Origin of the sequence: Micrococcus sp. CH7 (genome assembly GCF_001595485.1) — a bacterium.
GTDB classification, from domain to species: Bacteria; Actinomycetota; Actinomycetes; order Actinomycetales; family Micrococcaceae; genus Micrococcus; species Micrococcus luteus.
This window is the reverse complement of sequence record NZ_LOSQ01000021.1, coordinates 217,941-239,733: the sequence shown is the minus strand read 5'-3', so window position 1 is coordinate 239,733 and position 21,793 is coordinate 217,941. Positions and strand designations below refer to the sequence as shown.

Below are 21,793 nucleotides of genomic sequence, written 5' to 3'. Positions count from 1 at the left end.
GGCGCCGTGTCCGTGATCGATCGACCCGAGCTGAGTGGTGTCCTGTGCTCCTGACCAGCCTCCTGCTGACCCTCCTCTCGGTGGTGGCGGCCGTCCCGGCCTCCCGCGCGCTGGGCAGGGACGCGGGCTGGGTCCTGGCCGCACCCCTGCTCGCCGCGGCCGGCGTGCTGATCGCGGCGTGGACGGGCGACGTCCGGACGGAGCACCATCCGTGGATCCCCGCGGTCGGGGTGGACCTCGACCTCCGGCTGAACGGCCTGGCTCTGGTGTTCGCCATGATCGTCCTCGTCATCGGCGCCGCGATCCTCGCCTACTCCAGCCGGTACCTCAGCCGGGACCGCGCGGAGAGCCGCCCCGGCTCCTTCTACCTGCTGATGACCGCGTTCGCGGCGTCGATGCTGCTGCTGGTGCTCGCCGACAACATCGTGGTCCTCTTCGTCGCGTGGGAGTTCACCTCCTTCACCTCCTTCTTCCTCATCGGGCGCTCGGGGGACCACGCCCGGGACCCCGCGATCCGGACCCTGCTCGTGACCGTGGGCGGCGGCCTCGCGCTGCTGGCCGCCGTCGCCATCATGATGGTCACCGCCGGGACGGCCTCGCTCAGCGGCGTCCTGGCCTCGGACATCTGGCAGGACCCCGCCACCAGCACCGTGCTGGCCGTCCTGCTGGCCCTGGCCGCCTTCACGAAGTCCGCGCAGTTCCCGTTCCAGGCCTGGCTGCCGGACTCCATGGTCGCCATCTCCCCGGTCTCCGCGTACCTGCACGCCGCGGCGATGGTGAAGGCCGGCGTGTTCCTGCTGCTCGTGTTCAGCCCCGTGCTGTCCGGCCACGCCGTGTGGTCCACGCTGCTGATCGCATGCGGGCTTATCACGGCGCTGTTCGGCGCGGTCACGGCCCTGCGTCAGCACGACCTGAAGGGCCTGCTCGCCTACTCGACCATGAGCCAGCTCGGCCTGCTGACCGCCGCCATCGGCATCGGCACGACGGCGGCGCTGACGGCCGCGGTCGTGCACACGGTCGCGCACGCGCTGTTCAAGTGCGCCCTGTTCATGCTGATCGGCATCGTGGACCACGAGGCCGGCAGCCGGGACCTGCGCATGCTCGCGGGCAGGCACGTGCGCATGCCGGTCACGGGCACGGCCCTGACGCTCGCCGCCGTCTCCATGGCCGGGGTGCCGCCCCTGCTCGGCTTCGTCTCGAAGGAGGGCCTGCTCGACGCCGCCCTCGGCACCCCGGGCCCGGCCTGGGCCGCCCCGGTGGTCACGGGCGCGATCGCGCTGGCCTCCGTCTTCACCGTCGCCTACTCGGGCCGTCTGGTCCTCGGCGCGCTCGGCACGTGGGGCGCGAGCCCGGCCGGCACCGCCCAGCCGTGGGAGTCCGCCCGCGGCGAGGAGGTCCACGAGGCGGGCCCGGCCTTCTGGACCATGCCCGTGCTGGCGGCCGTGGCCGGCGTCGTGCTCGGCCTCGCCCCGCAGGCGCTGGACGCCCCCGTCTCCGCCGCCGCCCAGGCCGTGGCAGGCGCGCAGGCGCACGCGCACCTGGCCCTGTGGCACGGTGTGACCCCGGCGCTGCTCCTCTCCGCCGCCGTGATCGCCACGGGCCTCGTCCTGGTGCTGCTGCGCCGCCCCGTGGAGCGGGTCGCCGCGCGCACGGGTCTGCCCTTCTCGGCCCTGGACATCGTGGACGACATCCGCTTCGGCCTGGTGCGGCTGGGCGAGGTCGTCGGGCGTCACTCCGGCGGCATGGCGCCCCGGGCGCACCTGCTCATCCCGTCCGTCATGCTCGGCGTCCTCGCGGTCGTCGGGGTCCTGCTCGTGGACGAGCTGCCGGACGTGGTCGGTCAGACCGCGCGCTGGCACGACTGGGCGCTCGTCGTCCTCGTGGCCGTGGGCGTCGCCGCGACCCTGCGCGCCCGCACCCGCATCGCCGCGATGGTGGTCGTGGGCACCGTCGGCTTCGGCGTGACGCTGTGGTTCTTCACCCTCGGCGCCGTGGACGTGGCCCTGACCCAGATGCTCGTCGAGGTCCTCACCGTGTGCGTGATGGTGCTGCTGCTGCGCCGCCTGCCGCGCCGCTTCCGGCGCGACCCCGCACCGCGCCGCGCCGGCGCCCTCGTGGCCGCGACGATCGCCGGCGTCGCCTCCACCGTCGGCGTCCTGGCCTTCACCGGTCGGCGCGACATGTCCGAGATCGCGCGCTACTACCTCACCGAGACCTACGAGCAGGCCGGCGGCGTGAACGTCGTCAACGTGATCCTCGTGGACTTCCGCGCGCTCGACACCCTGGGCGAGATGACGGTGCTCGGCGTGACCGGACTGACCGTCGCGGCGCTGCTGATGAACCGCGCCCCCGTCCGGGCGCTGCGCAGCATCGTCGACGAGCGCTCCCCGCTCGCGCACGTGCACGAGAACCTCGTCTACGCGCGCACCTTCGGCCGCGGTCTCGGGCCCGTGATCATCGCGATGTCCGCCCTGCTGCTGCTGCGCGGCCACTACGAGCCGGGCGGCGGCTTCATCGCGGCCCTCGTGGCCGGTGCGGGCTACGCCCTCATGTACCTGTCGGCCGACACCGACCGCGACCGGCGCCTGCGGTGGCCCTACCTCACGCTCATCGGCAGCGGCGTGGCCCTGGGCACCGCCGCCGGTCTGACCGGCTACCTCACGGGCGAGGGCTTCCTGGCCGCCTCCGGGGTGAAGATCCTCGGCTACGGACTGTCCACCACCCTGGTCTTCGACATGGGCGTGTACCTGTGCGTGCTCGGCCTCGTGGTCGCCGCGTTCACCCTCCTGGGCCCGGACACGGTCGAAGAGGCGCCCGACGACGGCGACGCACCCGAGAAGGCCGCACCCGGCGCGGCCACGACGCGAGAGGAGGCGACCCGATGACCGTCGCGATCACCGTGGGCCTGCTGATGTTCGGCGCGGTCTACCTGTTCTCCAAGCGCGAGCTGCTGCGCGTGATCCTCGGCATGGTGCTGCTGGGCCACGCCGGCAACCTCGCCATCCTCGCCGCCGGCGGCACCGACCGGCGCGCCCTGCCGTTCATCGGGAACGGGGACGTGGCCGCGCAGGCCGACCCGCTGCCCCAGGCGTTCGTGCTGACGGCGATCGTCATCTCCTTCGCCGTCACCGTGCTGCTGCTCGTGCTCGCCGTGACGGGCCGGTCCGACGACCAGGTGGCCGACCCCTCCGAGGACGCCGACCCGCACGAGCTCGCCGCCGCGGACGCCCGCTTCCCGCGCGCCGAGCTGGGCGCCGCCGTGCGCCACCTCGCCACGCAGCCCCAGCCCGTGCTGCACGGCAGCCACCGCCATGACGACCGGGAGGAGCGCGGATGAGCCTCGACGTCCTGGGCCTGGCCCTGCCGCTGTTCGTGGCCGTCCCCCTGCTGGCCGGCGGCCTGCTCGTGATCGCGGGGGAGCGTCCGGGGCTGCACCGCCGGGCCCTGCTCTGGCTGCTCGGGCTGAGCTCGCTCAGCGGCGCCGGGCTCATCCTGCTGAGCCTGGACGGCACCGTGGTGGCCGGGGGCGTGGGCGGCTGGCCGGACGGCATCGCCATCGCGTTCGCCGCCGACACGTTCACCGGCCTGATGCTCACCCTCACCGCCGGGCTCTCGTGGGTGGGCGCCCTGTTCGCCTACGGCTCCCGCGTGACGAACTCCGTCTACTTCGCGCCGCTGCTGCTCGTCCTCACGGCCGGGGTGAACGGCGCCCTGCTGACGGCGGACCTGTTCAACCTCTTCGTGTTCATCGAGGTCATGCTGCTGCCGTCCTACGGCCTGTTCGTCCTCTCCGCCAACCGGCGCGAGCCCCTGCGCCGCGTGGACGGCGCCCGCCTCTACGTCACGCTGAACCTGTTCACCTCCACGATCCTCGTGGTCGGCGTCGGCTTCATCTACGGCATCACGGGCAGCGTCAACCTCGCCGTGCTGGCCGGCGCGGCGGCACGGGACGAACGGGTCGCCGTCGCCGGGTTCATGGTGCTGTTCGCCCTGTCCATCAAGGCGTCCGTGGTGCCCCTGCACGGCTGGCTGTCCAAGGCGTACCCCTCGACGTCGCCGGCGGTCACCGCGATCTTCTCCGCCCTGCACACCAAGGTGGGCGTCTATGCGATCTACCGCATCTACTCCGTGCTCTACGACGGCGAGCCTCGGTACCTGTGGGCCATCCTGATCCTGTGCTCGCTCACGCTCGTGATCGGCGCGGTCGCCTCCCTCGGGGAGCAGAGCACCCGTGCGATCCTCTCGTGGCAGATGGTCAGCGGCATCGGCGGCATCCTGGTCGGCGTCGGCCTGTCCACGCAGCTCGGCCTGGCCGCCGGCATCTTCTACATGATCCACCACATGGTCGTCATGACCTCCCTGTTCACCGCGACGGGCGCCGTCGAGGTCCGGTACGGCTCCGGCTGGCTGGCGGATCTGCAGGGTCTGGCCCGGCGTGAGCCGCTGATCGCCGCCGCGTACTTCGCGGGCCTGCTCTCCCTGGTGGGGATCCCGCCGTTCTCCGGGTTCGCGGGCAAGCTCATGCTCGTGGTCGCCGGCGTGGAGGCGGGCCAGACCGCCGTCGTGGCCGTCGTGCTCGTCGCGTCGCTGCTGAGCCTGTGGGGGCTGCTGCGCATCTGGAACGGCTGGTTCTGGGGCGAGCCCGAGATGCCCCGCCACCACCGGGAGCGCCTCGAGACGGCCGCCCTGCCGATCGTGGAGGCCCACGCGGACGGCGCGGCCGCCCCGGCCGGCACCCCCGACGGCCCCGCGGCCGTCCACACCCCCACGGGTGTGCTGCCCGTGGTCTTCAGCCGGGACGAGGACCTCACCCGCTCCCGGATCCCCTTCTCGCTGGCCCTGCCGACGGTCCTCACCGCGGCCCTGTCCCTCGCGCTCGGCCTGGGCGCGCAGGGCCTGTGGCTGGTCTCGGACACGGCCGCCCAGGGGCTGACGGACACGCATGCGTATGTGGAGGCGGTGATCGGCCGATGAGCCAGGCACACCAGTACGACGACGGCACGCAGGACTTCCGCGACGGCACGGCCAGCGTGTGGTCGTGGCCGCTGCGCCTGGCCGGATTCGTGCTCTGGTACCTGTGGGCCCTCGTCACGTCCTCGGGCGCGGTCTTGCACGACCTGATCACCCCCGGCGACGACGCCCGCTCGGGCATCGCCCGGGTGCGCACCAGCTGCCGCACGGACCTGGAGGTCACCGTCCTGTCCTCGCTCATCACCCTCACCCCGGGCACCCTCACCCTCGGCACCCGCCGGGCGGGCGCCGTCGGCGACGAGCCGGGCGATCCGGAGGCGCGCCGGCTGCTCTACGTGCACGGCCTGTACTTTGACGACGCGGACGGCCTGCGCGCGGACATCCACGACATGGAGCGGCGCATGCTCCATGCGCTGCGTCGGACGGGGGTGGCCGCGTGAGCCTGACCGACCTGCACTACGACTGGTCCCTGCTCGGGATCGACGTGGGCATCGCCCTGCTGCTCGTCGCCGCCGTCGTCTCCGCCTACCGGATCCTCGTGGGGCCCCTGGACGCCGACCGGGCCGTCTCCGGCGACCTGCTCACGTTCAGCGTCACCGGCATGGTCACGCTGTTCGGCGTCCGGGCGGCCAACGCCTTCACGTTCGACCTGGTGCTCATCGCCGCGATCACCGGGTTCCTGACCGGCATGTCCCTGGCCCGCGCGCTGACGCGCGGGCGACGCTGAGGAGGCCATCCCATGGACACCGCGATGAACGTCATCGGCTCGCTCATGATCGTGCTGGGCGCGCTCGTCTTCCTCGGCGCCGCCCTGGGCCTCGTGCGCTTCCCGGACCCCTACACGCGGATCTCCGCCACCGGCACGGCCGGCGGCGTCGGCATGATCCTGCTCGTGGTCGGGGCCCTGCTCCACATGCCCTCGGTGGCCAACGTGGTCAAGGTCGTGCTGATCGTGGTCCTGCAGCTCGGGTCGGCGTCGGTGGCGACGATGGCCCTGGCCCGTTCGGCCTACCTCACGGGGGTGCCCATGAACCCCGGGCACTACGACGAGCTCGCCGAGGACACCCCGGGGCGCGAGCACGGCGAGCCCGCTCCACACGCGCCGGACGAGGTCTGAGACCGCCCGCACGCGACGTCGGCCCGGCCCGTCCCGTCTCCCGGGGCGGGCCGTGCCGCCTCAGGGGCGCGGCGCCAGGACCAGGTTGGTGATGCGGGCGGTCGAGAGCCGCCGGCCCTGCTCGTCCGTCATCACCACCTCATGGGTGACGAGGGTGCCGCCCAGGTGGACGGCGGTCGCGGTGCCGGTCACGAGGCCCGAGCGGACGGCCCGGTGGTGCGTGGCGCTGATCTCGACCCCGACGACGTTGCGGTCCGGCCCGGCGTGGATCTTCGCGGCCATCGAGCCCAGGGACTCGGCGAGCACGAGGTGGGCGCCGCCGTGCAGCAGCCCGACGGGCTGCTCGTTGCCCGCGACGGGCAGGGTGGCGACGGCTCGCTCGGCCGTGAGCTCGAGGAAGCGCAGACCCATCTTCTGGGCCAGGGGGCTGATCGCCGCGCCGCCGAGGGCGGTGACAAGCTCGGGCGTCAGACCGGCCTCGGCGCAGGCCGCCTCCAGCTCGGCGGGGCTCAGCTCGGGGGTGACGCCGGGGCGGTACACGCGCTCGGAGGCGGCGGGGGTGGTCTCGGTGTGCTCACTCATGAGCACTAGGCTGGCACACGCGACCGGCGCGCCCCGCGCCGCGCGCCGAGAGGAGACGTGAGCACCCATGGCGGCAGATCCGACCCCAGAGGCCCCGCAGCGGCTGCTGGTCCTGGACGGGCACTCGATGGCGTTCCGCGCGTTCTACGCGCTGCCCGCCGAGAACTTCGCCACGGACACGGGCCAGCACACGAACGCCGTGTACGGCTTCACCGCCATGCTCCTGACCATGATCCGGCAGCAGCGGCCCACGCACGTGGCCGTGGCGTTCGACCTCTCCGGGCCCACGTTCCGCTCCGAGGAGTACGGGGAGTACAAGGCCGGCCGCTCCGAGACGCCCGCGGAGTTCGCGGGCCAGATCGAGCTGACCGTGAAGGTCATGGAGGCACTGGGCATCCCCACGCTCACGCTGGAGGGCTACGAGGCCGACGACATCGTGGCCACGCTGTCCGCGCGCGCCGAGGAGGCGGGGTGGGAGGCCGTCGTCGTCTCCGGTGACCGGGACGCGTTCCAGCTCATCTCCGAGCGCACCACCGTGCTCTACCCCAAGAAGGGCGTCTCCGACATCCCGCCGATGGACGCGGACGCCGTCATGGCCAAGTACGGGGTCGCCCCCGCCCAGTACCCCGAGCTCGCGGCCCTCGTCGGCGAGGCCGCGGACAACCTGCCCGGCGTGCCCGGCGTCGGCCCCGGGTTCGCCGCGAAATGGCTGAAGCAGTACGGGGACCTGGACGGCGTGCTGGCGCACGCGCATGAGATCACGGGCAAGAAGGGGGAGGCGCTGCGCGAGCATCTCGAGGACGTGCGCCGCAACCGCCGCCTCAACGCCCTCGTGCGCGACCTCGACCTGCCGATCGGGCTCGAGGCGATGCGGCTCGAGATGCCCGAGCGCGAGCCCGTGGAGGAGCTGTTCGACGCGCTGCAGTTCAACCGCATCCGGGAGCGCGTGTTCGAGGTGTTCGGCGAGCGGGTGGGCGAGGACGCGCCGCCCCCCGAGGTCGAGGCCGCCCCGGAGTTCACCGAGGCGACGACGGCCGAGGACGTGCGCGCCTTCCTCGCCGCCGAGGCCGGCAACCTGCTCGGCGTCCACGTGGACGTCGAGGGCCCGGCCCTGCTGCCCCGCCGCAAGGTGCCCGTGCCCGGCACGTTCGGCACGCCCGTCGGCGTCGCGCTTGTGGGCGAGCACGCGGGCCTGCACGTCACCCTCGACGGCGACGCCCCGGACCCGGCGCTGGTCGCCGCCGTGCGCGAGGCCCTCGGCGAGGGCGGGCTGGCCAAGGCCGTGCACGACCTCAAGCGCACCCTCAAGGCGCTGGCCGCGCCCACCGAGGGCGACGGGCTCGGCCCGGACGCGGCCCTGGACGGCGTGGTGGACGACGTGCTGCTCTCGGCCTACCTGATCCAGCCGGACCGGCGGGACACCTCGCTCGAGGCGCTGGCGGAGGCGCATCTGCACACCCCCCTCACCGCCCCGCGCGAGCCCGCTCAGCAGCGGGCGCAGGGGACGTTCGACCTCGACGGGGGTCAGGCCGCCGCCGAACGCGCGGCCCGCGCCGCGGACGCCGTGCGGGCCGCCTGGGTGGTGCGCCGTCTCTCCACCCAGTTCACGCCCCAGGTGCTCGACCGCGGGGCCCAGCGGCTGCTGCAGGAGCTCGAGATCCCGCTCTCGCGGCTGCTCGCCCGGATGGAGCTGACCGGCATCGCCGTCGACGTCGACGCCCTGACCGGCCTGCGCGAGGACTTCACCGACGCCGCCGACGCCGCCAAGGAGTCCGCGTGGGCGTCCGTCGCGGAGGAGACCGGCGGGATGCAGGTCAACCTCGGCTCGCCCAAGCAGCTGCAGGAGGTGCTGTTCGAGCGGCTCAACATGCCGCGCACGCGCAAGACGAAGACCGGCTACTCCACGGACGTGGACTCGCTGCAGGACCTGCTCGAGCAGACCCGGCACCCGTTCCTCGAGAACCTGATGGCCCACCGTGACGCCACGAAGCTCCGGCAGACCGTGGAGGGGCTGCTCGAGACCGTCGCCCCGGACGGCCGCATCCACACCACCTACTCGCAGACCGCCGCCGCCACGGGCCGACTGTCCTCGCTGCACCCGAACCTCCAGAACATCCCGGTGCGCACCGAGGCGGGCCGCCGCATCCGTGAGGTGTTCGTGGCGGACGAGGTGGCCGGGGAGCAGGCCGTGCTGCTCTCGGCCGACTACTCCCAGATCGAGATGCGCATCATGGCGCACCTGTCCGAGGACGAGGGGCTGATCCAGGCCTTCCGCGAGGGCGAGGACCTGCACTCGTTCGTCGGCTCGCAGGTGTTCGGGGTGGACCCGGACGACGTCACCGCCGAGCAGCGCGCCAAGGTGAAGGCGATGAGCTACGGCCTGGCCTACGGGCTGTCCTCCTTCGGGCTGTCCAAGCAGCTGAAGATCTCGGTGGATGAGGCGCGCGGCCTCATGAAGGGCTACTTCGACCGCTTCGGCGGCGTGCGCGACTACCTGCGCGACGTCGTCGCGCAGGCCCGACAGGACGGGTACACCTCGACGATCGAGGGGCGCCGCCGCTACCTGCCGGACCTCAGCTCGGACAACCGTCAGCTGCGGGACATGGCCGAGCGCGCCGCGCTCAACGCCCCCATCCAGGGCTCGGCCGCGGACATCATCAAGCGCGCGATGCTCGACGTGCAGGCCGGCCTCGAGGAGCACGGGCTGGCCTCGCGCCTGCTGCTGCAGGTCCACGACGAGCTCATCCTCGAGGTCCCGGCCGCCGAGCTCGAGAAGGCCACGGCGCTCCTGAAGGAGCGGATGGGCCGGGCCGCCGAGCTCTCCGTGCCGCTCGACGTGCACGTCGGCCAGGGAAGGAGCTGGCATGACGCCGCACACTGACGCGCCGGAGGGTCCGTCGCTGCGGCGGCTGGCCGACGCCGCCGAGGACCGGCTCGGCGAGTACGGCCTCGCGCTGCGCGACCTCGGGGTCCTCGGCCCCGAGGACCCCGCCGCATCGCACTTCGCGGCCGCGGTCGAACGGGGCTTCTACGAGACGGTGCCCACGGGCGCCGCGCTCCGCCAGCAGCTCGAGGCCCACGCGGCCGACGGACGGCGCCGGCTCGGCGTCTACGCGCCGGGGGACGACCCGGCGGCCCGCCGCCCCGCCGCCACCTTCGAGGACTTCGTGCAGCCGCTGACCACGTGGCCCGGCCGCACCGCCGACGCGTGGCTGATCACCGACGTGACCGTCTCGCCGGACGCCCGCCGGCGCGGCGTGCTGCGGGCCATGATGCTCAGGTCCCTCGCGGACGCCCGCGACGCCGGCCTGTGCGCGGCCGCCCTGACCGCGACCGAGGCCGCCATCTACGGCCGCTTCGGCTTCGGGGCCGCCACCCGGTGGCACGCCGTGCGGATCGACGTCTCGGGCGCCCCCGCGTTCACGGGCGCCCCGGCCGGTGGGCGGGTCACGGTCGAGGAGCCGCGGGAGATCCCCGGCCTCGTGGACGAGCTGTACGGGCGGGTGTTGCCGGCCACCCCGGGCTCGGTCCAGCGGATCTCGTTCAGCGTGCCGCGCTGGGAGGACCGCGAGGCGAGTCGGAACGAGGGGCGCGGCTCGGGGCTGTACGCGGCGGTCCACCGCGACGACGACGGGCGGGTCCAGGGCGTCGCGCTGTATCGGTTCGAGGGCTGGGAGAAGGAGCCGCCCACGATCACCGTCACCGCGTTCCTCGCGGCGACCGCCGACGCGCGGCGCGGGCTCGTCCACCACCTGGCCCGGCTGGACCTGGTCGAGCGGATCGAGTGGGGCCGCGCGCCCGAGCCCGGTTGGCTCGAGGCGCTCTTCGTCGACGAGCGGCGGGTGAGTCGGCACCGCGGCTCCGACGACCTGTACCTGCGGGTCCTGAACCTGCCCGCCGCCATGGCGGCCCGTGGCTGGGCGGGCGACGGGGAGGTCGTCGTCGCCGTCGAGGACGCGTTCGGCGCGATCGACGGGACGTGGCGGCTCACCGTCCGCCAGGGGCGCGGCGCCGCCGAGCGGTTGGGCCCCGCGGCCGACGCCGTGGGCCTGGGCGCGGGACTCCGGCTCGACGCTGCCCGGTTCTCCGCGCTCTGGCTCGGCGGGCACTCCCGCGGGGCCGGCGCCGCGGTGCTGGCGGAGGCCGGTGTCGTGGCGGAGCTGCGGGCCGGCGCGGCGGAGGCGTTCGACGGGCTTGTGCGACCCAGCCGACCCCTGCACACCCTCGTCGGCTTCTGATACGCTGGACGAGCACATTCGTGCGCATTTGATACATGTCCATCACGACCCACGCCGGGTGGGCCCCTCTGGTGCCCGGATGCCGCCCACCGGCGGCATCGATCCCGACGTGACCCCCGATCCCAACGGAGTCCCTCCTACATGACCACCACTTCCAACGCCCCGCAGGTCGCCATCAACGACATCGGCTCTGCCGAGGACCTGCTCGCCGCCATCGACGCGACCATCAAGTACTTCAACGATGGCGACCTCGTCGAGGGCACCGTCGTCAAGGTGGACCGCGACGAGGTCCTGCTCGACATCGGCTACAAGACCGAGGGCGTCATCCCGTCCCGCGAGCTGTCCATCAAGCACGACGTGGACCCGGACGAGGTCGTGGCCGTGGGCGACACCGTCGAGGCCCTGGTCCTCACCAAGGAGGACAAGGAGGGTCGCCTGATCCTCTCGAAGAAGCGCGCCCAGTACGAGCGCGCCTGGGGCGACATCGAGAAGATCAAGGAGGAGGACGGCGTCGTCGAGGGCACCGTCATCGAGGTGGTCAAGGGCGGCCTCATCCTCGACATCGGCCTGCGCGGCTTCCTCCCGGCCTCCCTCGTGGAGATGCGCCGCGTGCGCGACCTGGCCCCCTACATCGGCCAGAAGCTCGAGGCGAAGATCATCGAGCTGGACAAGAACCGCAACAACGTGGTCCTGTCCCGCCGCGCCTGGCTCGAGCAGACCCAGTCCGAGGTCCGCTCCAACTTCCTCCACAAGCTGGAGAAGGGCCAGGTCCGCAACGGCACCGTGTCCTCCATCGTCAACTTCGGCGCCTTCGTGGACCTGGGCGGCGTGGACGGCCTCGTGCACGTCTCCGAGCTGTCCTGGAAGCACATCGACCACCCGTCCGAGGTCGTCGAGGTGGGCCAGGAGGTCACCGTCGAGGTCCTCGAGGTGGACATGGACCGCGAGCGTGTCTCCCTGTCGCTGAAGGCGACCCAGGAGGACCCGTGGCAGCTCTTCGCCCGCACCCACGCCCTCGGCCAGGTCGTGCCGGGCAAGGTCACCAAGCTCGTGCCGTTCGGCGCGTTCGTCCGCGTGGAGGACGGCATCGAGGGCCTCGTGCACATCTCGGAGCTGGCCTCGCGCCACATCGACACCGCCGAGCAGGTCGTGTCGGTCAACGACGAGCTGTTCGTCAAGGTCATCGACATCGACCTCGAGCGTCGCCGCATCTCCCTGTCCCTCAAGCAGGCCAACGAGGGCGTGGACCCCGAGGGCACCGAGTTCGACCCGGCGCTCTACGGCATGGCCGCGGAGTACGACGAGGAGGGCAACTACAAGTACCCCGAGGGCTTCGACGTCGAGACCAACGAGTGGATGGAGGGCTTCGAGGCCGAGCGCGCCGCCTGGGAGCAGCAGTACGGCGACGCTCAGGCCCGCTGGGAGGCCCACAAGGAGCAGGTGCGCCGCTCCCTCCAGGAGGAGGCCACCGCCGGCGCCGACGCCGGTGCGAGCCTGGGCGGCTCGTCCTACTCCTCCGAGGCGCCGTCCTCGGACGGCGGCACCCTGGCCTCCGACGAGGCCCTCGCCGCCCTGCGCGAGAAGCTCACCGGCAACTGATCGCCGCGGTGCGTGACCGTCCCTGACGGCCCGCGCCGAGCACCCGACGCCCCGTCCCTCCCTCCGGAGGGGCGGGGCGTCGTCGCGTCCCGGGGGGCTGGCCGTGGGGGAGCGGACGGGACCCGACGGCCGCGCTCAGCGGCGCTCGGAGACCGTCACGGTGAACGTGCGGTCGCGCGCCGTCTGCCGAGACGGCCCGACGAGCTCCTCCAACATCGGCCGATACCGCAGGTGCGAGTTCCAGACACACCACAGCCGGCCGCCCGGCTCCAGCACCCGCGCCGCGGCCGCCACCAGCCGGTGCGCCACGGAGGGGTCCACGGCGTTGCCGTCGTGGAACGGGGGATTCAGGAGCACGCACTCCTCCGTCCCGTCCGGCCACGTGGTCAGGGCGTCGTCGCGCACGGCCCGGACGCGGTCCGCCACGCGGTTCGCGCGGGCCGTGGCGAGCGTCGAGGCGACCGCCACGGCGGACTGGTCGGTGGCCAGCACGGTGACGTGCGGCCACAGCCGCGCCGCCCCGACCGAGAGCAGCCCGTTGCCGCACCCCAGGTCCACGGCGCGCCCCGGCGGGCGCGGGTCGTCGGCGAGCGAGGTGAGCAGCAGACGGGTGCCCGGGTCGGCGGCGGCTCCGCCGAAGGTGCCGGCGTGGGCCACCAGGTGCAGGCGCCCCACGCCGGGGACGTCGCGGTCGGCCTCCTCCGGCGGCCGGGGGGTCACGCCGGGACGTGGGCCCCGGGCCGTGAGCACGCGCGCCTTGCGGCGTCCCCGTCCGGCGACGACGTCCTCGAACGCCGCGCCGAGCACCGCGTTCATGCGCGGACTCATGTGCTTGTCGCGGCCGCCGGCCAGCAGGACCACGCCGGGGTCGGCGGCGGCCGCCACGATCCGGGACAGCCGGTCGAGCTCGTCGATGGAGCGCGGCAGTGGCAACAGGACCGTCCGGGCTCCCCGGGCCGCCTCCTCGGGGGTGGCCGTCCGCTCGAGCTCGCCCGTCTCCCCGCCGAGGCGACCGGAGGCGCGCCACGCGGCGAGGTTCGCGTCCAGCGAGCGCTCGGCGGAGGCGTCGTCCTGGTGGACCCGCACGTCGTGACCGGCCGTGAGCAGGGGCAGGGTCAGGGCGCCGTGCCGGTCCTCCAGCACGGCCACCGGGCCGGGGACGTGCCCGCTCGCGATCCATCCGGCCAGGGTGTCGAGCAGGAGCAGGTCCGCCGCGTCGTGGGCCTGACGGTCGGGCTCGGGCGGCAGCGGCCACCGGTCCAGCGCCGCGAAGTCCACGCCCGCGGTGAGGTCGTCCGGCAGCCCGCCGCGGGCGACATCGGGGGTGACCCCCCGGGGCAGCGGTTCACTCATGGTCCACCCAGTCCTCTCCCATCCGTTCCGCATGGCCCGCGCCGGCCGTGACGTCCGCGAGCCGCGCCGCGAACACCGCGCGGTCCTCCTCGGTGTCCGGCACGCCGACCGTCAGGCGGACCCCCGCGGCGCCGTAGCTCGCCTCCAGCACGGACACGCCCGCCGCGCGCAGCTCGTTCTCCCACCGGCCGGCGTCGGTGTGGGGCGCCTCCACCGCGAGCAGGGCCAGCCGGGAGCGGGTGCGCAGCGGGGCGGCGTCGAGTGCCCCGGACACCGAGTCCGAGTAGGCGCGCACCAGGCCCCCGGCGCCCAGCTTGATCCCCCCGAACCAGCGCACGACGACGGCGCACACGTCCGTCAGGTCGGTCCGGCCCGGCGCGGTCTCGCGCTGGAGGACGGCCTCGAGCATGGGGACGCCGGCCGTGCCGGCGGGCTCGCCGTCGTCGCTGGAGCGCATCCGGTCCCGGGCGGGGCCGAGGACGAACGCGCTGCACACGTGCCGCGCGTCGTGGTGCCGGCGCCGCAGGACGGCGACCATCTCGCGCGCCTGCGCCTCGTCCTCGACGCGCCCGAGGTAGGTGAGGAAGCGGCTGCGGCGGATCTCCACCTCCCGTTCCAGCCAGCCGTCGGGGTCGCGGGCGGACGCCGGCAGGACCGTGCAGCGCGCGGTCGGGGCGGGGGCGGGATCGGGCATGACCCCACCCTAGGGGCTGGCCGAGGACGGGCACGCCGTCGAGCCCGGACGTGAGCTTCGGTACAGTGGAAGACCGTGCCACCCGGCACCGGCCCACCGGTGAGCGAGCACGCGTGCCGCCGCGGGCCTCCCACGACCCTGTCCCGGGAGACTCATGACTTCCCCGCTCACTCGCCTGCACGACACGTTGGGGCTCCGCACGAGTCCGGCGATCTTCTTCGGCTCGGCCGCCGCGGTCGTGCTCTTCACCGCCGCGATGGGCCTGTTCCCTGGCCCGGTCCAGGCGGCCTTCGGCGTGGTCTCGAGCTGGCTGCGCTACGACGTCGGCTGGATCTACACCCTCAGCCTGACCCTGCTGGTGGCGTTCCTGTTCATCCTCGCCGTGACCCGGTACGGCCGGGTCAAGCTCGGCGACGACGACGCGGTGCCGGAGTACTCCGGCCTGACCTGGTTCGGCATGATGTTCGCCGCCGGCGTCGGCGCGGTGCTGATGTTCTGGGGCATCGCGGAGCCGATGAACCACTACGCCAACCCGCCCATGGCGGGGACGGAGCCGTTCTCCGACCGCGCGGCCTCGGAGGCCATGGCGATCGCGAACTTCCACTTCGGCATCCACATGTGGGCGATCCTGCTCGTCCCGGGCCTGTGCTTCGGCTACTTCACGTACAAGCGCAAGCTGCCCCCGCGCGTGTCCTCCGCCTTCCAGCCCCTCCTCGGCGATCGCATCCACGGCCCCATCGGCAAGACGATCGACATCATCGCCGTGGTCTCCACCGTGTTCGGCCTCGGCGTGTCCGTGGGCCTGGGCGCCCTGCAGATCAACGCGGGCATGAACTACGTGCTGGGCACCCCCGTGGCCGGCTGGGTCCAGGCGCTCATCCTGGCCGTCGTCACCGCCGTGGGCACGGCCTCCGTGCTGGTCGGCATGGACAAGGGCGTCAAGCGGCTGTCCTACGCCAACATCCTGCTGGCGATCGCCCTGCTCGTGTACGTCCTGATGTGGGCCGTCTCCAGCATGGACGTCATCCGCGGCACCGTGCAGGCGATCGGCGAGTACGCCTCCATGCTGCCCGTGCTCTCCACCTACAACGACACGTACAACTCGGGCCAGTGGTCCGGTGACTGGACCGTTTTCTACTGGGCCTGGACCGTGACGTGGGCGCCCTTCGTGGGGATGTTCTTCGCCCGCATCTCACGCGGCCGCACCATCCGCTCCTTCATCATGGCCGGCCTCGGCCTGCCCACGGCGTTCGTCATCATCTGGATGGGCATCTACGGCTACTCCGCGTTCCAGTCGGACCGCGCCACCGCGCCGGCGCCGGGCCAGGGCGGTGACCTCACGCAGACGATCGTCACCGACGGCAACGTCCAGGCCGCCCTGTTCCAGCACCTGCAGGGCACGCCGCTCTACACGGTGGCCGCGGTCGTGGCGCTCGTGGTCATCACGCTGTTCTTCATCACCTCGATCGACTCGGGCGCGCTCGTGATGGACGCGATGGCCAATGGCCACGAGGATGCCGCGCCCCGCCGCCAGTCCGTGTTCTGGGCCGTGTCCATCGGCGCGGTCTGCGCGGCCATCATCCTCACCGCGGGCGAGAACGGCCTGGCGGCGCTGCAGGAGGTCATCATCGTGATCGGCCTGCCCATCCTGCTCATCACCGTCACGCAGGCCGCACTGCTGCTGCAGGCCCTGCGCGAGGACGCGGGTGCCGCGCGGCCCATGCGGACCCGCCAGTGGAAGCAGGTGCTGCCGGTCGAGGAGTACCGCCGCCGCGCCACCGAGGACGGCGTGGACGTCTCGGACTTCGTGATCCGCCCCGAGTTCGAGGTCGGCACCGAGCCGGAGAACGACACGCACACCCCGAAGACGTGGCACCAGCAGCGCATCGACGCGGCCAAGGCCCTCGTCACCGTCGGCCTGACCGGCGGCATCGCCGCGGGCCGCACCGAGGTCGGCGCGGAGCTCGAGCGGCTGGGCGCCGTCGTCGTGGAGTTCGACGACCTGATGGGGGAGATCCTCGTGCCCGGCAACCCCGTGCTCGAGGAGCTCCGCTCGGTCTTCGGCGAGGACATCGTCCGCGCGGACGGCACCCTGGACGCGCGCACCCTCAACCGGCTCACCACCGAGAGCTCGACCGCCCGGACGCGCATGTACGAGATCGTCTCCCCGGCGGTGCGCGACGAGGCGAACCGCCGGGCCCGCGAGATCGGCGAGGACTCCGTGCTGGTGGTCGACCTGGCCCTGCTGGCCGAGACCGGCTCCGGACAGGACTTCGACCAGGTGCTGGCCGTCTCCGCTCCCGCCGAGGTGCGCGTCGCCCGGCTCATGGAGTCCCACGACATGACCCGCGAGCGGGCCTGGGCCTTCATCGACGAGGAGGCGGCGGACGAGGAGCGGGCCGAGATCGCGGACACCGTGATCGAGAACGACGGCTCGCTCGAGGACCTGCAGGAGGCCGTCCGGGCATACTGGGAGGCCAAGATCCAGCCTCAGCTCGAGGCCGCCCGAGGAGAGCGCGTATGACCGAGACCGACCCGGTGGCCGAACGGCCGCGCGTCCATGTGGGCCTGACCGGCGGGATCGCCGCCGGCAAGTCCGCGGTGGCCCGTGTCCTGCAGGAGCGTGGCGCGCTCCTGGTGGACTCGGACGCCCTCGCCCGGCTGGTCCTCGAGAAGGGCACCGACGGGCTGGCCGCCGTCCAGGACGAGTTCGGGGACCGCGTCATCACCGCGGACGGTGAGCTCGACCGCGTCGAGATGGCCCGCATCGTCTTCGGGGACGAGGGCGCCCGACAGCGCCTGAACCGCATCGTGCACCCCCGGATCCGGGCTGCGGCCCGGCGCATCGTCGCCGAGGCCGGGCCGGACGCCGTCGTGGTCCAGGACGTGCCGCTGCTGGTGGAGACCGGGCAGGCGGACGCGTTCGACCTCGTGATCGTGGTGGAGGCCCCGCTCGAGGAGCGCCTGCGCCGGATGGTGGAGGACCGCGGCATGAGCCGCGCGGACGCCGAGGCGCGGATCGCGGCCCAGGCCACGGACGAGCAGCGGCGCGCCGTCGCGGACGTGGTCATCGTCAACGACGCCGACCTCGAGCGGCTCGCGTCCGTGGCGAACCAGGTGTGGGACCGGTTCCTCGCCCCCGGCGCGGCTGAGCCCTCGGCGGACTGACCGCCGGGGTGTCCGGGGCGCGACGTAGGGTTCTGCCATGAGCCTGGCCCAGAAGATCAACCGCGTCGTCGCCCCGTTCGAGGTCATCTCCCCCTACCAGCCCTCCGGTGACCAGCCGAAGGCCATCGCCGAGCTCGCCGAGCGCGTGGAGGCGGGGGAGAAGGACGTCGTCCTGATGGGCGCCACCGGCACGGGCAAGTCGGCGACGACGGCGTGGCTCGTCGAGCGCCTCCAGCGGCCCACGCTGGTGATGGTGCAGAACAAGACGCTCGCGGCGCAGCTGGCCAACGAGTTCCGGGAGCTGCTGCCCAACAACGCGGTCGAGTACTTCGTCTCCTACTACGACTACTACCAGCCCGAGGCGTACGTCCCGCAGACGGACACCTTCATCGAGAAGGACTCCTCCATCAACGAGGAGGTCGAGCGGCTGCGCCACTCGGCCACGAACGCGCTGCTGACCCGGCGGGACGTGATCGTGGTGGCCACCGTCTCCTGCATCTACGGCCTCGGCACGCCCGAGGAGTACATCGAGCAGATGGTCACCCTGCGCCGCGGTGCGGAGATGGACCGGGACGTGCTCCTGCGGCGGTTCGTGCAGATGCAGTACGTGCGCAACGACGTCGACTTCCACCGCGGCACCTTCCGGGTGCGGGGGGACACCGTGGAGATCATCCCCATGTACGAGGAGCTCGCGGTGCGCATCGAGTTCTTCGGGGACGAGATCGAGTCCATCCAGACCCTGCACCCGCTCACCGGCCAGGTGGTGCGCGAGGAGGAGGAGATGTACATCTTCCCGGCCTCGCACTACGTGGCCGGCGACGAGCGCATGGGCCGGGCGATCACCACCATCGAGGACGAGCTGCGGGAGCGGCTGCAGGAGCTGGAGTCCCAGGACAGGCTGCTCGAGGCGCAGCGGCTGCGCATGCGCACCACGTACGACCTCGAGATGATGCAGCAGATGGGCTACTGCAACGGCATCGAGAACTACTCGCGCCACATCGACGGCCGTCCCGCCGGCTCCGCCCCGCACTGCCTGCTGGACTACTTCCCGGACGACTTCCTGCTCGTGGTGGACGAGTCCCACGTGACCATCCCGCAGATCGGCGCGATGTACGAGGGGGACATGTCCCGCAAGCGCACCCTCGTGGAGCACGGCTTCCGCCTGCCCTCGGCCATGGACAACCGCCCGCTGAAGTGGGACGAGTTCCTCGAGCGGATCGGGCAGACCGTGTACCTCTCCGCGACGCCGGGCGCCTACGAGCTCGGCCAGGCGGACGGCTACGTCGAGCAGATCATCCGGCCCACCGGGCTGGTGGACCCGCAGGTGGTGGTCAAGCCGACCGAGGGGCAGATCGACGACCTGCTCGAGCAGATCCGCGTGCGCACGGCCAAGGACGAGCGCGTCCTGGTGACCACGCTGACTAAGCGCATGGCCGAGGACCTCACGGACTACCTGCTCGAGGCGGGGGTGAAGGTCGAGTACCTCCACTCGGATGTGGACACGCTGCGCCGCGTGGAGCTGCTGCGGGAGCTGCGCAAGGGCACCTTCGACGTGCTGGTGGGCATCAACCTGCTGCGCGAGGGCCTGGACCTGCCCGAGGTCTCGCTCGTGGCGATCCTGGACGCGGACAAGGAGGGGTTCCTGCGCTCCACCACCTCCCTCATCCAGACCATCGGCCGCGCCGCCCGCAACGTCTCCGGCGAGGTCCACATGTACGCCGACAACGTCACGGACTCCATGCGGCGGGCGATCGACGAGACCGAGCGGCGCCGGGCCGTGCAGATCGCGTACAACGAGGAGCACGGGATCGACCCCCAGCCGCTGCGCAAGCGCATCGCGGACATCACGGACCAGCTGGCCCGGGAGGACGCGGACACCGCCGACTTCCTCAAGGGCATGGGCGGCGTGAAGTCCGGGTTCGACTTCGGCATGGGCCACCGAGGCCTCAGCTCGCTGGACCGGGACGCGACCACAGGGGAGGGCACCGAGGCTCCGGCGGTGGACCCGGCGTCGCTGCCCGCCAAGGACCTGGCCGATCTGATCGAGCAGATGTCGAAGCAGATGCACCAGGCGGCGGCGGACCTGCAGTTCGAGCTCGCCGCCCGCCTGCGCGACGAGGTCGGCGAGCTCAAGAAGGAGCTGCGGCAGATGAAGCGGGAGCAGTGACCACCCGGCATGATGCCGACCCAGGGTGTTATGAAAACACTGATGAATGTCGTCATATCAGTGATAGTGTGACGCCATGAGCGCAGCACCCCCGGTCGCGGCCGTGATCGCGGACATCGTCGGCTCCCGCGCCCTCCCGGACCGGGAGCGCGCGCAGGAGCAGATCCTGGCCGCCTTCGCGGCCGCGGAACAGGACGTCCCGCCGCTGCGCCCCGCCTGGGCCAGCGTCGGCGACGAGTTCCAGGCGCTGCACCGCACCTGGCCGGACGCGCTCCGGCTGACCGTCCGCGTCACGCTCGCCCTGCCCCCGGGCCTCGACCTGCGCTTCGGGATCGGCCTGGGGCAGCGGCGGGCCCTGGACGCCGGCGGAGACGGCATCGAGGACGGCACGGCCTGGTATCGGGCCCGCGAGGCCGTCGAGCACGCGCACGAGCGGGCCGCCGGCGCCGCGACCGCCTTCCGTGCCGCGGACCCGTCCCTCACCGCCGCCGTGGACGGGCTCGCCCTGCTGCGCGACCACGTCCTCGGCCGGCTCAAGGCCCGCGAACGCCGGATCGCCGCAGCCCTGCTGGGCGGGGCGACCCAGGCGGAGGCCGCACGGGCGGAGCGGATCACGCAGTCCGCGGTGTCGCAGACCGTCGCGCGGTCCGGGATCGGCCGGCTGCTCGAGCTGGACGCCGAGCTCGCCGCCGCGGCGACGGAGGTCGCGCCGTGACCGCCCTCGCACTGCTCGCCCTGGGGCTGCACGACCTGCTCGACGCCGTCCTGCCCGGCGCCTGGCCCGCCCCCCGGCGGCGGTGGCTCGCCCGGGCCGGCGCGGCCGTGGCCGCCGTCCTCGCCGCGGTGCTGGTGGCCGTGCTGGCGCCGACCGGCGTGGCCGTCGCGGTGGGCGGCGGCCTGGTGTCCCTCGGCCTGCTGATGGGCTGGACGTGGCTGCACCCGGACCGGCCGCTCGGGGTGGTCGCGGTGGTGGCCACGGTCGGCCTGGTGGCCGTGCTCGAGTCGACCCTGGCGCCCGCGGGCCTGCGCTCCGCGCCACCGGCCCTCACGCTGCCGGCGGTGGCGGTGGCGCTGACCGAGACCGGCAACCGGGTCACCCGCGCGGTCCTCGCCCTGGCGGGCCGGTCCGCCGACGGGGGCGACGAGGAGGCGGAGGACCCCGCGGCGGAGCCCACGACCGTGCCGTCCGCCGCGCCCACGGACCCCGCGGCCGACGGCCTGCGCGGCGGTCGCTACATCGGGCCCATGGAGCGACTGCTCATGGTCGTCCTGGGGCTCGCGCAGGCCTATCCGGTGATCGCGGCCCTGATGGCGGCCAAGGGCATCGTGCGCTTCCCGGAGATCTCGGCGGACCGCGGAGCCGGCTCGCGCGCGGAGGAGTTCCTCATCGGCTCCCTCGCCAGCTGGGGCCTGGCCGCCGCCGGCGCCGTCGTCGTCTGGCTCGCCCTCGGCTTGACCGCCCCCGGCGCAGCCTGAGACCGGGCCCACCCGCATCCGCGCGCGGGACCGCACCCGTCTAGATGTTGTGGGTCATGAGGTTCTTGGCACGAGGCCCGGGCTGAGATGAGACGAGCGGGCCCCGCCCGGCAGGATGGAAGTTCCTCAACAACCCATCCGCTGGAAAGAGCCCGCTCATGACCCACGCTAACGCACCCCTGACCCCCACCGGCCGTCTCAGGATGGTCCACCGCCACCTGCACGACGGGATCCCCCAAGCCCATGTCGCCGCCGAGTTCCGCGTCAGCCGCCCCACGGTGGCCACCTGGGTGGCCCGCTACCGCGCCGAGGGCGAGGCAGGACTGCAAGACCGCTCCTGCCGGCCACGACGCTCTCCCGCCCAGCTCGACCCCGAGGTGGTGGCCCAGATCCAGACCCTGCGTCGCAGGGAGAAGTGGTCCGCCCGC

General features: G+C 73.0%; 18 protein-coding genes. 15 read left to right on the top strand and 3 right to left on the bottom strand.

The annotated features are described in order from the left end of the window. The first annotated feature begins 44 nt into the window (after positions 1-44). The 6 genes from AUV08_RS06765 to mnhG are packed head-to-tail and all read left to right on the top strand — an operon-like array spanning position 45 to position 6,088. Positions 45-2,885, top strand: a complete 2,841-nt coding sequence (locus tag AUV08_RS06765; protein WP_061867942.1) for a DUF4040 family protein — start codon at positions 45-47, stop codon at positions 2,883-2,885. Then, on the top strand, positions 2,882-3,337 hold the full coding sequence (locus tag AUV08_RS06760) for a sodium:proton antiporter (RefSeq protein ID WP_036382760.1): 456 nt from the start codon (positions 2,882-2,884) through the stop codon (positions 3,335-3,337). The genes AUV08_RS06765 and AUV08_RS06760 overlap by 4 nt, the downstream gene beginning before the upstream one ends. After that, positions 3,334-4,974, top strand: coding sequence for a monovalent cation/H+ antiporter subunit D family protein (locus AUV08_RS06755; RefSeq protein WP_061867943.1), 1,641 nt, complete (start codon positions 3,334-3,336; stop codon positions 4,972-4,974). The genes AUV08_RS06760 and AUV08_RS06755 overlap by 4 nt, the downstream gene beginning before the upstream one ends. After that, on the top strand, positions 4,971-5,411 hold the full coding sequence (locus AUV08_RS06750) for a Na+/H+ antiporter subunit E (protein ID WP_080695974.1): 441 nt from the start codon (positions 4,971-4,973) through the stop codon (positions 5,409-5,411). The genes AUV08_RS06755 and AUV08_RS06750 overlap by 4 nt, the downstream gene beginning before the upstream one ends. Continuing rightward, positions 5,408-5,698 (top strand): monovalent cation/H+ antiporter complex subunit F, encoded by a 291-nt coding sequence (locus AUV08_RS06745; protein ID WP_080695973.1) that lies wholly within the window; start codon positions 5,408-5,410, stop codon positions 5,696-5,698. The genes AUV08_RS06750 and AUV08_RS06745 overlap by 4 nt, the downstream gene beginning before the upstream one ends. Positions 5,699-5,710: 12 nt before the next feature. Continuing rightward, a complete protein-coding gene (gene mnhG / locus AUV08_RS06740) occupies positions 5,711-6,088 on the top strand; it encodes a monovalent cation/H(+) antiporter subunit G (protein WP_036382758.1) in 378 nt (125 codons plus the stop codon). Positions 6,089-6,148: 60 nt separating this feature from the next. On the opposite strand, the gene AUV08_RS06735 is transcribed toward mnhG, so the two are convergent. Then, positions 6,149-6,670 (bottom strand): PaaI family thioesterase, encoded by a 522-nt coding sequence (locus AUV08_RS06735; RefSeq protein WP_036382804.1) that lies wholly within the window; start codon positions 6,668-6,670, stop codon positions 6,149-6,151. Positions 6,671-6,737: 67 nt separating this feature from the next. Between AUV08_RS06735 and polA the strand changes: the two genes are divergently transcribed. The 3 genes from polA (at position 6,738) to rpsA (ending at position 12,507) form a co-directional block, all read left to right on the top strand. Continuing rightward, the gene (polA, locus tag AUV08_RS06730; protein ID WP_036382757.1) at positions 6,738-9,551 is read left to right on the top strand and encodes a DNA polymerase I; all 2,814 of its coding nucleotides are present in this window, start codon (positions 6,738-6,740) and stop codon (positions 9,549-9,551) included. After that, positions 9,535-10,908 (top strand): GNAT family N-acetyltransferase, encoded by a 1,374-nt coding sequence (locus AUV08_RS06725; RefSeq protein WP_061867944.1) that lies wholly within the window; start codon positions 9,535-9,537, stop codon positions 10,906-10,908. Before polA ends, AUV08_RS06725 begins: the two co-directional genes overlap by 17 nt. 141 nt (positions 10,909-11,049) lie before the next feature. Beyond that, a complete protein-coding gene (rpsA, locus tag AUV08_RS06720; protein ID WP_061867945.1) occupies positions 11,050-12,507 on the top strand; it encodes a 30S ribosomal protein S1 in 1,458 nt (485 codons plus the stop codon). 135 nt (positions 12,508-12,642) lie between these two features. On the opposite strand, the gene AUV08_RS12350 is transcribed toward rpsA, so the two are convergent. Further along, entirely contained in the window at positions 12,643-13,860 is a 1,218-nt protein-coding gene (locus AUV08_RS12350) for a class I SAM-dependent methyltransferase (protein WP_270618442.1), read from the bottom strand. After that, positions 13,853-14,554: a YigZ family protein gene (locus tag AUV08_RS06710; RefSeq protein WP_061867946.1), complete on the bottom strand. Its 702-nt coding sequence runs from the start codon at positions 14,552-14,554 to the stop codon at positions 13,853-13,855. The genes AUV08_RS12350 and AUV08_RS06710 overlap by 8 nt, the downstream gene beginning before the upstream one ends. A gap of 154 nt (positions 14,555-14,708) precedes the next feature. Here AUV08_RS06710 and coaE (AUV08_RS06705) point away from each other — a divergent pair, with 154 nt between their 5' ends. The 6 genes from coaE (AUV08_RS06705) to AUV08_RS06680 all read left to right on the top strand — a co-directional run. After that, entirely contained in the window at positions 14,709-17,078 is a 2,370-nt protein-coding gene (coaE, locus tag AUV08_RS06705; protein WP_041102705.1) for a dephospho-CoA kinase, read from the top strand. Then, positions 17,075-17,722 carry a dephospho-CoA kinase gene (gene coaE, locus AUV08_RS06700; protein ID WP_036315330.1) on the top strand — a complete coding sequence of 216 codons (648 nt, stop codon included), beginning with the start codon at positions 17,075-17,077 and terminating at the stop codon, positions 17,720-17,722. Before coaE (AUV08_RS06705) ends, coaE (AUV08_RS06700) begins: the two co-directional genes overlap by 4 nt. Before the next feature lie 37 nt (positions 17,723-17,759). Further along, the gene (uvrB, locus tag AUV08_RS06695; protein ID WP_041102707.1) at positions 17,760-19,889 is read left to right on the top strand and encodes an excinuclease ABC subunit UvrB; all 2,130 of its coding nucleotides are present in this window, start codon (positions 17,760-17,762) and stop codon (positions 19,887-19,889) included. A 76-nt stretch (positions 19,890-19,965) separates the two neighbouring features. Next, positions 19,966-20,604 (top strand): SatD family protein, encoded by a 639-nt coding sequence (locus AUV08_RS06690; RefSeq protein WP_044658956.1) that lies wholly within the window; start codon positions 19,966-19,968, stop codon positions 20,602-20,604. After that, on the top strand, positions 20,601-21,365 hold the full coding sequence (locus AUV08_RS06685; protein ID WP_061867947.1) for a hypothetical protein: 765 nt from the start codon (positions 20,601-20,603) through the stop codon (positions 21,363-21,365). The genes AUV08_RS06690 and AUV08_RS06685 overlap by 4 nt, the downstream gene beginning before the upstream one ends. Before the next feature lie 158 nt (positions 21,366-21,523). Next, positions 21,524-21,793: leucine zipper domain-containing protein (locus AUV08_RS06680; protein ID WP_157571218.1), on the top strand; the 270-nt coding region annotated here is incomplete at its 3' end.

Excerpts from the sequence above, each read along its gene's own strand:
- AUV08_RS06760 (WP_036382760.1), top strand. The coding sequence starts at position 2,882 with ATGACCGTCGCGATCACCGTGGGCCTGCTGATGTTCGGCGCGGTCTAC.
- AUV08_RS06755 (WP_061867943.1), top strand. The coding sequence starts at position 3,334 with ATGAGCCTCGACGTCCTGGGCCTGGCCCTGCCGCTGTTCGTGGCCGTC.
- AUV08_RS06750 (WP_080695974.1), top strand. The coding sequence starts at position 4,971 with ATGAGCCAGGCACACCAGTACGACGACGGCACGCAGGACTTCCGCGAC.
- mnhG (WP_036382758.1), top strand. The coding sequence starts at position 5,711 with ATGGACACCGCGATGAACGTCATCGGCTCGCTCATGATCGTGCTGGGC.
- AUV08_RS06735 (WP_036382804.1), bottom strand. The coding sequence starts at position 6,670 with ATGAGTGAGCACACCGAGACCACCCCCGCCGCCTCCGAGCGCGTGTAC.
- polA (WP_036382757.1), top strand. The coding sequence starts at position 6,738 with ATGGCGGCAGATCCGACCCCAGAGGCCCCGCAGCGGCTGCTGGTCCTG.
- AUV08_RS06725 (WP_061867944.1), top strand. The coding sequence starts at position 9,535 with ATGACGCCGCACACTGACGCGCCGGAGGGTCCGTCGCTGCGGCGGCTG.
- rpsA (WP_061867945.1), top strand. The coding sequence starts at position 11,050 with ATGACCACCACTTCCAACGCCCCGCAGGTCGCCATCAACGACATCGGC.
- AUV08_RS12350 (WP_270618442.1), bottom strand. The coding sequence starts at position 13,860 with ATGAGTGAACCGCTGCCCCGGGGGGTCACCCCCGATGTCGCCCGCGGC.
- AUV08_RS06710 (WP_061867946.1), bottom strand. The coding sequence starts at position 14,554 with ATGCCCGATCCCGCCCCCGCCCCGACCGCGCGCTGCACGGTCCTGCCG.
- coaE (WP_041102705.1), top strand. The coding sequence starts at position 14,709 with ATGACTTCCCCGCTCACTCGCCTGCACGACACGTTGGGGCTCCGCACG.
- coaE (WP_036315330.1), top strand. The coding sequence starts at position 17,075 with ATGACCGAGACCGACCCGGTGGCCGAACGGCCGCGCGTCCATGTGGGC.
- uvrB (WP_041102707.1), top strand. The coding sequence starts at position 17,760 with ATGAGCCTGGCCCAGAAGATCAACCGCGTCGTCGCCCCGTTCGAGGTC.
- AUV08_RS06690 (WP_044658956.1), top strand. The coding sequence starts at position 19,966 with ATGAGCGCAGCACCCCCGGTCGCGGCCGTGATCGCGGACATCGTCGGC.